Raw genomic sequence first — 13,407 nt, 5'->3', positions numbered from 1 at the left:
CGCGCCGGCTACCTTGCTGGACCCGGATTGGCCGCCGCGGCCTTCCTTGCCGACCGCGGAACCCGGCCGTTGCTCCTGGAAGGCGCGCCGGGGGTCGGCAAGACCGCGTTCGCCGCTGCGATGGCGCAGGTCCTCGGCGCGCGGGTCGAGCGGGTGCAGTGCTACCCGGGCCTCGACGCCGGCCAGGTGCTCTACGAATGGAACTTCCCGGCGCAGATGATGGCCCTGCGTGCCGCCGGGGACGGCGACCAGTCCGACCGGTTGCCGGAGCTGTGGAACGAGCACTACCTGATCGCGCGACCGATCCTCAACGCCCTGCGCAACGGCCCGGCCGTGCTGCTGATCGACGAGATCGACCGCGCCGAGGACGACTTCGAGGCACTGCTGCTGCAGGTCCTGGACACCTTCGAGATCACCGTCCCCGAGCTCGGGACCGTCCGTGCCGTGCAGCCGCCGTTCGTGGTTCTGACCTCCAATCGCACCCGCGAGGTGCACGACGCCATCAAGCGGCGCTGCCTCTACCACTGGATCGATCACCCGACACCCGAACGCGAAACCGAGATCCTGCGCCGCCGCGTCGAGGGGCTGCCCGCCCAGTTGGCCGTCGAGATCGCCTCCGCGATGCAGGACCTGCGAGCGTTGAACCTCATCAAGCCGCCGAGCACCGCCGAGGCCATCCAGTACGCGCGCGCACTGCTCGACCTGAGAGCGACGGCGCAGACCGAGCCGGCCGCCGACGCGGCCATCAGCACAATCGTCAAGCACCACGACGACGAGCCGCTGGTTCGCGCGTCCCTGTTGCCCCGGCAACGGGCCGAATGATCGAGGTCGCGCCGCCGGCCGCGGCTTCGCCGGACGGTGATCCACTCGCCGTGCTCGTCGGGTTCGCCGCGACACTGCGGGAGGACGGCTTCGCCGTCAGCACCGACCGGATCGCCGTCGCAGCCGGGTCCCTCGGGCACTGGCGGGCGACCGGCGACGCCAACCCCTACTGGCCGCTGCGGATCTCCCTGTGTTCCAGCGAAACCGACGTGTGGCGATTCGACGCGGCGTACCGACGCTGGTTCGTCGACCCGCGGGCTGGTGACCCGGCTGACCAGGGTGCCCTCGCCACGGCGCCCCGGGCAGGAGCCGCCGGCCGGAACGGCCCTGCGGGCACTGCACCCGAGGACACCGACAGCGGCGCCGGCAATGCGACGGACCTGTCCACCCACGACTTCGGTGACCTGACCGACGAGCAGATGAGGGAGGTGTCGGCCTGGATCGAACTGCTGGGCCCAGTGCCCCGGCGGCGCGCGATGCACAGGCGCCCCGCCCGCTCCGGTGGCATTGATCCGTCCCGCACCATGCGGCGCATGCTCGGCGACAACGGCGAACTGCTGCGGCTGCGCTACCGCCGGCACGCAGCGCGCCCGCGTTCCGTGCTCCTGCTGGTGGACGTCAGCGCGTCGATGCGCCCGTACAGCGACGCGCTGCTGCAGTTGGGGCATGCCACCCTGCGCGCCAATCCCGACACCGCCGAGGTATTCGCCATCGGCACCCGGTTCACACACCTCAGCGCAGCGCTGCGGACACGCCGCCCCGACCTCGCGCTCCGGGCGGCGGGGAACGTGCGGACGGACTGGGCCAGAGGCACGACGCTCGGTGTGGCGCTGCAGGACTTCCTGCGGCGCTGGGGCGGTTCTCGCGCGGTCCGCTCCGCCACCGTCGTCCTCGGCTCTGACGGCTTGGAGTTCCATGACCCGGCACTGCTGATTGCGCAGGCCGGACGCCTCGCCGCGCTGGCTCACGCGTTCATCTGGGCCGACCCGGCGCACCGCGACGCCGATGATCGCCCGGTCGACGACCAGGTCGCCCGGGCACAGGCCCACGCCACCACGGTGGCCGGCTGCCACAGTTACCAAGCTATCCGCGAGCTGGCGAAGGTGATCTCGAATGCGTGAGACAGAAGGACATTCCGACGCCGTCCGCCGGGCGGTGCGCCGTGACGACCTGTTGACCCTCGCCGCGGCGGCCGACCGCGCGGTAGGCATCGTGCGGCAGCGCGAAACGGAGGCCCGGCGCGGCGCCGGCGATCAGACGCTGTTCGACCTTGCGCTGGACCGCCAGCTCACGCTGGCCAAGAAGGACCTTCGATGGGCGATCCGATCCCAGGCCTGGGATCACGCGGCGGTACTGGTCCGGTACTGCGAGCTCGTCGGCACTCCGCTCCAGAGTTCGCTCACCGCCACCGAGCTGCACGAGCGGGCCATGCTCGAACTGGAGGAGGAGCCCCGGGCTGGGCGGCGCCCGCTCGACAAGGACCTGACCCTCGGTGTGTTCAACCGGTACCACGCCGCTCGCGACCTGCGGCTGGCCGAACGCTTCCAGGACGCCCTCGACCTGGCCAGACGCTCGCCGGAGGCTCTGTTCGGCACCGGCGCCGAGCCGCACATCGCCCACTACCTATACGAGCTGGGTGCCGGTTACCTCGCCCGGACCGGCGGCGCCCGGCAGATCCGCGGGCACTTCGAAGAGCTGGAGGAGTACTGGGAGAAGACCCGCGCCCGCGGCTTCTCCACCCACTACCGGTTCGAGTTCATCCGTTCACTGGTCTCCTGGTCGGCCACGCCGGGCGACGGCCGGGCACGTCGCCACCTGGAGGAATCGATTCGGTTGCTCGGAATCGACGTGCCCGGCAATGTGAAGGACGTCGGAGTTCACGACGGCGAGGAGAGCCACGGCGTGCGTGAGCTGTCAGTGCTGCTGACCGCGGCCGAGTACTTCGTGGCGACCGGCGACGGTGATGATGCCCGCGCCACCGCGGTGAACCTCGGGTTGCGGGCTCTCGCGGCCGCCGACCAGGTTCGTGCGCGCTGGCGGGTCATCGCCCGCTCCAGGGCTCCGCTGGCCGAGGCCTTCCACCGGGTCTACGGCGACATCGCCCTGCTGGCGCACCGGATCGGCGACGAGCAGGCGGCCGAGCTGGGCCTCCGGGTGGCCTTGTCGGCCAAGGCGACCGGCTTCGCGGTCCGGATCCGGGATGGGCTGACTTTCGACGGCAACCCGCTCATCAACCGCCTGCTGGACCAGATCAGCGAGATCGAGAATCCGTCCATCGGCCCGTTGACCGACTCGCCGGACAGCCGGAGGACGCAGCTGGAGACCAAGCGGCAGGAACTGACCGATGCGGTGTCTCCGATGCTGGCCGACACGGTCTTTCCGCCGCCCACCGACCTGACCGGGCTGGTACGAGATCTCGGAGCCCGATATGCCCTGGACTACGTCGAGCTGACCGACACGCTCGAGCACTCCGCGTTCTTCCGCACGCTCGTCGAGCCCGGCGGCCGGATGTCCTTCGACAGGTTCGACCCGGGCGAGGGCTTCCACGAGTTGGTCAAGCACGGGGCTCGCATCGGCGACCTGGTACGCGGCCTGGACCGTGGCCTGGCGGCGTTCGAGCGCGACCTCGACGACGGCTCGGCGCACCGCGACCTGCTGGTGCCACCGGTGCTGGGACTGCGCGATGACGGGCGCCTGGACTTCAGGGCGCTGGCTAGCAGCATCCTGCCGGCCCGGCTGACCGAGCAGATCCTGCCGACCTCCGCCGCGGACGTCCCGATCCGGCTGCTGGTTTCCGCCCACTCGTGGCTGAGCCTGTTGCCGTGGGCGGCCCTGCAGATCGACGAGGCGGGTACCCGGCTCGTGGAGCGGGCCGTCATCTCCCAGTGCCCGGTGCTCACCTGCCTGTCCGGTGACCTACCGCCGCGGGTGTCCGGTGCGGCCCTCATCCGGTTGGTCGGGCGGGACGAGCAGGTGCAGGTGTATTCCGACACGCACTCCGGGGTCGATGTCGCCGAGGAGCGCGCGGCGTGGGACCTCGGGCACAGCACCGACGGTGTCCAGCTCAGCAGCTGCGACCTGCGCACGGGCGAAGCGCCGGTGCGGTACGAGGGCCGGTTCGACGACGCCCTGGCCGAAGGCGACCGGTGGCAGTTCCTGCATATCGCCACCCATGGCGGCGGCCGGGGCTTCGGCCAGCTGCTCGGCATTCCCGGCGAGCCGCTGTCCGCGGCCCGGGCGCTGGGCCTGCGCTGGCCGGCATCGGTCCTGATGGCGTCCTGCCATGTCGGACTGGTGCTCAACGACCGCGGCGCCGAGCCGCTGAGCCTCGTGATGGCGTTGCTCACCGGCGGCGCGCGATGCGTCGTCGCAGGCATCGACCGCGTCGACGACGCGGCCACCGGCCGGGTGGCTGCCGCCATGGTGCGCGCCGCCCGGCACGACCGGCTGCCGCTCGACATCGCGCTGCGCAACGCCCAGCTCACCGAGATCGAGGCGGGCACCCTGGAGAGCGGCTGGGCGCTGCTCAGCGCCTACGTCCGCTGAGGACTACCGGTCAGACGTGCCGTCGCGAACTACGGTGAGGGCTACCTCCCCGGACCTGCCGCCGAGATCTGCCCGTCCCTGCCGAGCTGTTCAGGCGATGGCCGCGTCCAATGCCCAGCGCACCCGGTCCAGGCGGCCGGGTTCGCCGCAGTAGTGGTCCAGTTTGAACCACTGGATCCGCCACGTCTGGTAGCCGTCGTCGGTCCGTCCCAACCCGCGGCAGGCGATCAGGGACCGGATGAACATCGGCATGGTCGCCGCGCCGAGAGCACGCTCGCGACCGCCCCCGGTCGGGCCGGCCAGCCACTCGGACATGGCCTGCACCGCGGCGTCGTCCAGCGGGTTGAACGCCAGGCAGGGCAGCTCCGCGGCGCGCGCCGACGGCAGATCGAAACCTGGCTTCAGCAGCGCCAGGTTGAGCCGGACGTGCACCAGCTGCCGCTGGAATCCTGAATCCATCACGGCCGGACCCGTGCCCGACCCGGGGACCTCGTCCTCGATGGCACGGTAGGCGCGGACGAACCCGCGCAGCATGTCCTGCTCCCACCGATCCCAGGAGTCGAACCCGACCGGCCGGCGGCCCAGTTCCACCTCCATCGCCTGGCGGAGCGCGAGCAGCAGCGACGCAGCGCGGGCAGTCATGATCCCCGGGTTCTGCAGGGCGCTGTGCCGGGTGAGCCGGTGCTCGTCGACCTCATCGGCGAAACCGGGATCCAGCTTGATGCGTTCGCCGATGCCGCTCGCCCGCTCGCCGACCGCCACGCCGGCCGACAGGTCCCTAAACATCCGCTCGATCCAGCGCTGCTCCTCGGCGCGGGTCCACTCGGGGTTCTCGGACTTCTCGAAGTGTTCCGCCCAGCGGGCGATCACCCGTTCGACGGTGCGGCAGGCCGTTCCGGTTTCGGCAAGTGCCAATTGCAGGAACACCTCGTCGAGGGCGAGGACGAACCGCTGGCGGGACTCGTCGTCACCGTGGCTGTCGAGGTACTCCTGGTGCCTGGTCCGGGCGTCCCCGTGCAAGGTCCAAGCCGCGTCGTAGCCGGGTTCGGTGTCCCGCTTGGACTCGGCAAGGGCGAGCGCGCGGAGCGCGCCCAGCGCGCGCGGAGCGAACTCCGGCCAGGGGAGCTGGCGGGCGCTGTCGGCGAGCTGATCGACCCGGGCCAGCTCGGCCTCGCTCTGCCGGCGAGTGTCCGGATCGGCCGCATCCCGGTCGAACGACGCGTCGATGCGCTGGAGAGAGTCCCAGCTCGCCTCGTAGATCAGCCAGCCCATCAGGGGCAACAGCTCGTCCAGCGGCGCCGGCGGCAGCTGACGGGGCTGCAGCCGCAGGATGTCGCGGTAGGCCTCGACGTCCGCCCCGATCCGCTGGACCAGCTCGTCATCGGTCCGCCGCAGCTTCGCCCGTAGCTGCCCGCAGGCCGCGCGTAGCTCGTCCTGGCTCATCATCGGCGCTGGCTTCCTTCCTGCACCGGTGCCCGGGAGTCGGTGTGCTCCGGGGTCATCTCGAAGTCGATGGCGCGCAGGTCGTACTGCACGCCGGTGGACCGGTCCGCCTCGATGTCGCGGGTTTCTCCGGTGGCGATCTGGTCGACGATGTTCTGCAGGCGCGAGAGGCCGTCGCCGCCCTTGGCGCAGCGCGCCTGGGCGATCTCGGGGTGTTGCAGGGCCAGCAGGCTCTGCGGCTCGGAGGTGAGCACCACCAGAATCGTCTCCTGCCTCGCATGGGCCCGGTCGAGGGAATGCGGCCAGGACAGCGGAATTCCCAGCAGGGTCTGGCTGGTCTCGTGGTAGCCCAACGTTAAATCGCGGCCCGGTGCAAGCAGCCGGCCGCTCGGCGTACCCCGGGTCACGAGCGTGATCCGGCCGGACAGGCCGATGTCCAGCAGCGACACGTAGACCGGTATGGCTGCGTGGTTGCTGACCTTGACGTAGATGTGCTGCCCCGGCGCAAGGACCGCACCCTCGGCGGCGAGCGGTCGGGGCGTGCCGTCCACGACCAGTCCCCATTCGACGCTGACGTCGGCGTCCAGGGGATGTGAGGGGTCGCCGACGAGACGGCGCAGCTCGGTGCCCTGGGCGAAAACCCGCACCGCACGTTCGAGGTCTTCAAATCCCTGCTGGTCGGGCCGGTACGGCGGGTGCAGCGGGCCGATCCGGTCGCACAGCGTCAGGCCGCCGTCCGGGTCGATGCGCACCTGTGCGGCCCAGTCGTCCTCACCCGATTGCGCCGGCCGGGCCAGCGTCGCCTTCTCGAGCGCCTCGAGCACGCCGCCGCTCAGCGGGTCGCCGGTCGGGACCTTTACCGTGATGCACGGTGCGGCGGCCGTCGTGCGGAACGCCCGGGCGCCCAGCGGAACCTCGCAGCGGCCGGGCGCGAACGTCACCTGACCGGCCGCGGACATCGCCGACACCGAGTCGATCACCAGGTCACCGATGCGGTCGCCGGGTTCGAGGCGGGTACTGCCGGGCGGCATGATCGCGAACCGATCGCCGTTGTGCACCCGCAGCAGCGGAGCGCATTCCAGGCGCAGCCTGCCCGGCTGGTCGACAGCGGTGACCGGCAGCGAGTGGAGCAGCCCGGCGGCCTCAGTGGAGAACAGCAGCCGCTCGGACGGCCCCTCGGCCTCCGGGCGCTGGCCGAAGCCCAGTCCCACCACCCGGTGACGTACCCGGTCGACGACATCTGCCCAGGTCACCGGCTCGCTGCCGGCTTCGGAGAGAGCGAGGGCCAGGGACTCGGTGAGCACGCCCGTCCATTCACCGCCCGTGCCCTGGTACTCATAGGCGCGTTGCTCGGGCGCACAGGCAACGATCCGTACCGCATGCGGGCTGCCCTCGTTCGCCACCAGGTCGGTGCGTAGCACGTCCCGTTCGAGGCGGTCGAGATGCGCCCGGACCCAGGCATGCGGTGTTGGTCCCACCGCTTTGACAACCACGCTCGAATCGCGGGACATCAGGCCGGAGTGGCAGCAATCGAGGACCACCGTCACGTTGCGGGTCACCGCGGTCAGGTGGGCCTGCAGGACGGACAGCTCGGCGGACGCGATGCCCCGGAAGTCGTCCTCGGTCGACTTGCAGAAGTCGACCGGGACGATGTATTGCAGTTCGGTCGGGCCGTGCGCTGCGGTGCCGGACGGCTCAGTGAACCCCCCGTGCCCGGTGTAGTAGACGACCACCGCGTCCTCGGGTCGGGCGTTCGCGATCAGCTTCTCGTATTCGGCCAGAATGCCGGCGCGGGTCGCCTTCTCCGGCCCGCAGACCAGCGGCATGAAACCGCGCGCCTGCAGGGCTTCTTCCATGACAGCAAGGTCTTTGGCCACGCCACGCAAGCCGCCGTAGTCCGAGCCGATGAGTAGCGCCTTCTGGGACATGGACTCTCCTTCGATGGGTCGAAACCGGCGCGCGCTGCGAACAGCGGTCAGGTGTGTGGTCCTGACGGACGGCGTGGGCCTGAGCCGCCGCCGGCAACGCGGATGACGGCACCGATGCCGGTGGATTCCCCTTTGCCGGGCAGGCAGACGCCGTGCGTTCGTCGCCGTGGATCCGGATCAGCCGGCCGGCGGCGACCGGAGCAGCTCGACGGCCAGCACGGTCACGTCGTCGGCGGTTCCGGCGTCGAGCGCGGCCGCCACCATCTGCTCAACAGTGGTACGCAGCGAGCGGTCCAGGCTCGCCTCGAGCCGGGCGTCCTCGAGCAGGTCGTAGCCTCCGTCGGTGATCATGAACAGGGCATCTCCGGGATGCAGTTGCAAGGCAAACCGGTGCGGCGTGACGTCGTCCCGGCGGGAACCGCCAAGGCACCTGGTCACGTACCCGGGGGCCCGGGGATCGCGGACCGGCCGGCGGTCGTCGCGGGTGAGGACCGCCAGGTAGCCGTCCAGCGACTGGTACACCCGAACGTCCCCGACGTTGGCCACCACGCTCGCGCCGTCGGCCCCGATCTCGAGGTAGGCCGCCGCGCAGCCGAGGCCGGCCGTCGAATCCGTCGCCGCCGCGCGGACGGCGTCGTCGGCGCTCTCGAACAGCGTCCGCAGCCAGGCGGGGTCGGCGGCGCCCACCGTCGACGGCAGCCCGGTCAGCACCTCCACGGCAACCCTGGCCGCAGTGGCGCCGGCCGGCCGGCCGCCCATCCCGTCAGCCACCGCCAGCCGGAGCGGGCCGGTCCCGTCGCTGGACAGGGTCACCTCCAGCAGGTCGCCGCGATCGGCGTGCAGCACCCAGCCTGCGAACGCCACCGCGTCCTCGTTCACCGGATGCTGACCGCGCCGTGAGGCCAGCACGCAGTGCACGGCGAGTGACGTGTCGTCGGTCATGGTCGGCTCCTCGGCCTCGACGGGTCGCTTCTAGATGTCGACGGGTCGCTTCTGGGTGTTGACGGGTCGCTTCTGGGTGTTGATGGGTCGCTTCGGCGTGGCAGCCGGCGCGGGGCGGGCAGCGCGCTGGGCACCGCCAGCGGTTGCGGCCCCGGAACACCACTGAGCATGGGCACGGCATGCGAAGCGGGCGGCACGGCAGGCCGGGCGCCCGGCACGGCGGCGCAGGGCGGCACCGGGCCTGGGGTGGGCAGCACTCCGGGCGTCGGCACCGGCAGCGCAGTCAGCTGGGGCAGCAGCCCGGCATCGGCGGACGGCTCGTCAGCTGGCCGCGCGCCGGCCTGGCCCTCCGCGTCCGGGCCGGTGCCAGCCGCCCCGCCCCGCCGCCACGACGGCCGTCCTCGTCGGGGCCACTGCCGGCCGGCCTCCGGGTCGAACGCCAGCGGTAGCAGGAGGATGACCAGCGCATCGCGCGCCGGCAGGTCGTGCGAGCTCTCCGGGCGGAGCAACTCGGCCGCCCAGGGAATCCGCCGGGTCGCCCGATCCACCATGGCGCGGGCCAGCACCGCACTGTCGGCGACGGCAGCCTCGCTGACGGCGCACTGGAGCAGCAGCGCGGTCAGCTCGCCGCCGGCCAACTCGGCGTCGAGGTCGAGTCCGGCAGCCAGCGGGCGGGCGCGGTCGAGGGCTCGCCCGGCGGCGGCCAGCCACCGCTGCCAGGTTTCGTCCACGTCCGCGAGCGCAGCCTGCTCCTCCAGGGCGGCGAACGCGACCAGCGCCCCGCTGGCGCGCAGCTGCTCGATGGTGTCCAGCGACTCGCGAGAACCCTTCAGGGCCGCCGCGGCGAGCTGGTCCAGACCGGGCAGGTCTACCCGGTGGCCGCGGAACCGCGGGATCAGGCCCGGGTGGAGCCGGACGAGCAGTTCGGCCAGGCTGCGGTCCGGATGCCGCCGCGGCGCGACGAAGCCCCGGTGCACTTCCTCGACCGCTGCGCCGAGGTCCGCCCGCCACGCTGTGGCCCACGACTGGAGGTCCGCCCAGCGCACACCGGCGACCACGGTGCGCACCGCCGCGCTCCCGTCGGCGCACAGCGCCTCCGCCAGCGCGGCCGGGTCGTCGTACAGCGCGCCGGCGTACGGAAAGGCCGGCCGGGTCTGCCGCCAGGTCGACTCGCCCGGTTGAGCGGTGCCTCCCTCGTCCTCCGCTCCGGTTTCGGGCCCCGTCCCAGCCTCGGTGTCGGCCCCCGTTGCGGGCGTCGCGGTGGTGTCGCCGTCCGGGGATAGCTCCTCACCGGCCAGCCAGGCGAGCACATCCTCACCTCCCCAGCGGGTGTCCGCCGGGGACAGCAGTCCGCGAACCAGGGCCAGCCACCGGGCCGGCAGCGTGTCGGGGATCGGTACCGGGCCGCCGAGGATGGTCGCGGTGAAGTCCTCGCGGTCGAAGTGGTGGCCGTAGGCGGCCTGCACCGGGTGATGACCCTGCACGAGTTCCAGGACCGTGATTCCGAGGCTCCACCAGTCCCATCCCTGCGAGACGGTGCCGGCCCCGAGGGCTTCGGGCGGCGCGTACTCGAACGAGCCGACGAACGGGATCCGCTCGGAGGGCGGTTGCTGGAGGCGGGTCACCCCGAAGTCCGTGATCTCGACGTTCGGCTCGTCCAGATCCACCAGCAGGATGTTGGCCGGCTTGATGTCGCGGTGCACGACGCGCAACCCGTCGATCCGCAGCCCGTGCAGCGCGCTCAGGGCCTGCGCGACCTGCGCGACTACCTGCTCGAGCTCGGCGAGGGCGAGCGGGGTTCGCGGCTCGGCGGTCAGCCGGTCGTGCAACGACCCGCGGACGTGGTACGGCGTGGCTTCGAAGGCCCAGCCGTCCACCAACCGCGCCTCGAGCAGCCGCGCGATCCCGGGAGCCTGTGCCGCCGCACGCCACGCCTGCCAGATCTGTTCGAGCTGCGGACGCGGCGGGTAGACCTTGACGAACACCTCGCTCGGCCAGTCGACCGGGCTGCTGCCCTCGCGCACCGTGCACCGGTACAGGCGGATCGCCTGGCCGCCCTGCAGACGGATCGGCTCACACACCTGCAGCATCGCAAACACCGTTTCCGGCGCCGGCGGTGCGAGCTCCGGTTCGTCGTGCTCGTCCGTCGTGCCCGGGCCGGTGCGCGGAATCGGGTCCGGCTGGGTGGGCGGGGGCGCGTCGTCGCCGCTTCCGGACCGGCCACCGGCGGTCACGGCGCCGACCCGGGCTCGTCCAGGGTCGTCGCGGCGAAATGCACGTAGCAGTTCGAGCCGAATCGCAGCGTGATCGGCAGCGGGAACTGGTACTCCCTGCCGGGTTCGAGTGCGGTGTCCGCGTGCCAGGTGCCATTGCGCCCCGAGTCGACGACGGTCAACCGGGCACCCGTGCGACGGGCCGTGGCGTGGACGCCGCTGACATTCGGATACACCGCGAATTGCTCGTGCAGGACTGAGCGCGGGTTACGGCCCAGCAGGACGCACTCCTCGGCCGGCGCCACCTGGGAGCCGTTGCCCACCGAGATCAGCAGCCCGGGCGACGGTGCGCGGCCCGAAGCCGCCGACAGTGGGGGTGGTGCGGCCGTCACGAAGTCGATGCCGCTGCAGTGCGGGCATTCCCGCACCCCGTCGTCGACGGTGGCTTCGCATTCGATGCAGGTCTTCATCGCCACGACCGGCGTTCCTTGCGGCCCGGTGCGGGGCGCCCGCTGTCGAAGGCGGCCAACCCGCCCGGCATCGGAATGCCGATCAGCCACAACCCGGTTGCGTCGGCGCCCAGCTGCACGGCTTCGCGCCGGAAGCCGGACAGGTCGTCGTAGGCCTGGCGACCGCGCTCGGTGAGGACGACCAGCTCCTGGTTGTCCGAGCCGCGCAGCGGGGTCGTTCCGGCCTCCGCGGCCACGAACGGGCCAGCGACCACCGCATCGGCGCCGCGGACCACGGCCGCCCCGGCGCCCCGGACCCAGGCCGGCTCCCGCCCGGTGAACAGCAGCACGTCGCGCCCGGTCCCGGCACGCCAGGCCGCCAACCCGTCCAGGAGTGCACGCAGCGCCTCGGGCTGCTCGGTCGGCTCACCGCCGGAGATCGTCACCCCATCGGCACCGCCGCCCGGCAGCGATTCCAGCCAGTCCAGGACGGCGCCCACCGGTACCTTCTCGATGCCGCGGTCGGCCCAGGTGTCCAGGCTCATGCATCCCGCGCAGCCGATCGAGCACCCCTGGAACCAGATCCCGGCGCGGCGCCCGGGGCCGAGGACCGTGACCGGGAAGTGCAGGCGGTTCAGCGCCATCCTCGTCACCGGCCCACCGCCTTGACCAGTCCGGCGGTGATCCGGAAGGCCAGCTGGCCATCCGGCGATCCGGCCGTCACCGTGACCGCGCCCGCCTCCGGCTCGGCGATCAGCGCGCGGGACAGCGGGTTGACCACCAGCTGCTCGATCTCGGCACCCACGCCCCGACCGCCGTTGTACAGCACCGGGAGCTGGGTCACCGCGGCATGCACCTCACGCCGGGCGTCGTCGTCGACCGTGACCTCGACCCCGGTCGCTTGACGGATGGTGTCCCGCACCGTGTCCAGGTCGCGGTCGGCGATCGACCGGGCCGCCTCCTCGCTGAGGTAGTGCAGGACCAGAATGTTCTTCTCACCGATGCGGTTGAGCAACTCCGGGCGCTTCATTCCATCGATGAAGGTCTGCCGGACGTTGGCCAGTACGGTGTCTTCGAAGGTGTCGGCCTGCGTGTGGTACGAAACCCGCCTGATGGTGCCGTCAGCCTGCTTCTCGAGCGTGCCGAGGTTCGAGGTGAAGATGATCATGGTCTGGCCGAAATCCACGGTGCTGCCTGCGCCGTCGGTCAGCCGGCCGTCCTCGAGTATCTGCAGGAACTTGTCCAGGATGCGAGGATCCGCCTTGTCGATCTCGTCGAAGAGCAGCAGGCTGAACGGCTTGTCGCGTACCGCGTTGGTCAGCTCGCCGCCCGCCTCGTGCCCGATGTAGCCGGGTGGCGAGCCCAACAGCCGGGCCTGGGTGTGTTCGGACGAGAACTCGCTCATGTCGAAGCGCACCAGCGCGTCGGCCCGGCCGAAGACGAGATTCGCGATCTGCTTGGCCAGTTCGGTCTTGCCCACCCCGGTCGGCCCGGCGAGGAACAGCACGCCCTGCGGACGCCCCGGGTGGCTGCCGCTGTGTGCGCCGGACAGTCCGAGGGCTGAACGGGCCAGAATGTCGACTGCCTTGGCCACCGCGCGCTCCTGGCCGATGACCGCGGTGCGCAGGACCGATTCCGCCTGGGCGACCCGGCTGCGGATCTGCGGGTCCTGCCACGGGCTGCGGCGCAGCCCGTAGCGCTGCAACGACAGCGCCTGCTCGAACTCTCGCGCCGGTATGGCTCGGTCGCGGGCCAGCATCATCGCGGCGCGCATCTCGGACAGGCTCAGCCCGTCGGCGTCGAAGGCTAGCTGCTGAGCGAGTTTTTCCTGCTCGGCCGAGTCGAGGTCCGCGCCGCCGGGCAGTTGCGGCACGATCGAACGGGCGCCGATGAGGCGGTCGGCGAGCAGCGGGCGCGGCACGCTGATCACCTGCACTCCGGGGGCGCCGACCAACCAGTGCGGCAGATCGGCCTGGTTGCCGGTGAGCCAGACGACCGGGTTGTACATCACGCGCCGCTGCGGTCCGTCGGCCCGTCGCCGGCCGGCGCGCCGGCGGAGCTCGC

Annotated in this window: 10 protein-coding genes; 3 read left to right on the top strand and 7 right to left on the bottom strand. The window is 71.7% G+C overall.

Annotated features, from left to right (window positions below; translation table 11 throughout):
- From VF542_RS11900 to VF542_RS11890, 3 genes are all read left to right on the top strand, one after another.
- Positions 1-822, top strand: an 822-nt coding sequence (locus tag VF542_RS11900) for an AAA family ATPase (RefSeq protein WP_408651923.1), incomplete at its 5' end; no start/stop codon positions are given.
- The gene (locus tag VF542_RS11895) at positions 819-1,943 is read left to right on the top strand and encodes a vWA domain-containing protein (RefSeq protein WP_408651922.1); all 1,125 of its coding nucleotides are present in this window, start codon (positions 819-821) and stop codon (positions 1,941-1,943) included. The genes VF542_RS11900 and VF542_RS11895, both read left to right, overlap by 4 nt.
- Positions 1,936-4,368 (top strand): CHAT domain-containing protein, encoded by a 2,433-nt coding sequence (locus VF542_RS11890; protein WP_408651921.1) that lies wholly within the window; start codon positions 1,936-1,938, stop codon positions 4,366-4,368. The genes VF542_RS11895 and VF542_RS11890 overlap by 8 nt, the downstream gene beginning before the upstream one ends.
- A gap of 90 nt (positions 4,369-4,458) precedes the next feature.
- Here the strand turns inward: VF542_RS11890 and VF542_RS11885 are convergent, their stop codons facing one another.
- The 7 genes from VF542_RS11885 to VF542_RS11855 form a co-directional block, all read right to left on the bottom strand.
- On the bottom strand, positions 4,459-5,814 hold the full coding sequence (locus VF542_RS11885; protein ID WP_408651920.1) for a hypothetical protein: 1,356 nt from the start codon (positions 5,812-5,814) through the stop codon (positions 4,459-4,461).
- Positions 5,811-7,739, bottom strand: a complete 1,929-nt coding sequence (locus VF542_RS11880) for a caspase family protein (protein ID WP_408651919.1) — start codon at positions 7,737-7,739, stop codon at positions 5,811-5,813. The genes VF542_RS11885 and VF542_RS11880 overlap by 4 nt, the downstream gene beginning before the upstream one ends.
- A gap of 177 nt (positions 7,740-7,916) precedes the next feature.
- The gene (locus tag VF542_RS11875; protein WP_408651918.1) at positions 7,917-8,681 is read right to left on the bottom strand and encodes a PP2C family protein-serine/threonine phosphatase; all 765 of its coding nucleotides are present in this window, start codon (positions 8,679-8,681) and stop codon (positions 7,917-7,919) included.
- Positions 8,678-10,915, bottom strand: a complete 2,238-nt coding sequence (locus tag VF542_RS11870; protein ID WP_408651917.1) for a protein kinase domain-containing protein — start codon at positions 10,913-10,915, stop codon at positions 8,678-8,680. Before VF542_RS11870 ends, VF542_RS11875 begins: the two co-directional genes overlap by 4 nt.
- A complete protein-coding gene (locus VF542_RS11865) occupies positions 10,912-11,370 on the bottom strand; it encodes a hypothetical protein (RefSeq protein WP_408651916.1) in 459 nt (152 codons plus the stop codon). Before VF542_RS11865 ends, VF542_RS11870 begins: the two co-directional genes overlap by 4 nt.
- Positions 11,361-11,987: a 4Fe-4S cluster-binding domain-containing protein gene (locus VF542_RS11860; protein WP_408651915.1), complete on the bottom strand. Its 627-nt coding sequence runs from the start codon at positions 11,985-11,987 to the stop codon at positions 11,361-11,363. Before VF542_RS11860 ends, VF542_RS11865 begins: the two co-directional genes overlap by 10 nt.
- A gap of 5 nt (positions 11,988-11,992) precedes the next feature.
- Positions 11,993-13,407: AAA family ATPase (locus VF542_RS11855; protein WP_408651914.1), on the bottom strand; the 1,415-nt coding region annotated here is incomplete at its 5' end.

Origin of the sequence: Jatrophihabitans sp., from assembly GCF_036389215.1 — a bacterium.
GTDB lineage: Bacteria > Actinomycetota > Actinomycetes > Mycobacteriales > Jatrophihabitantaceae > Jatrophihabitans_A.
The sequence above is the reverse complement of the archived record's forward strand: the minus strand, read 5'-3'. Positions and strand labels throughout refer to the sequence as shown.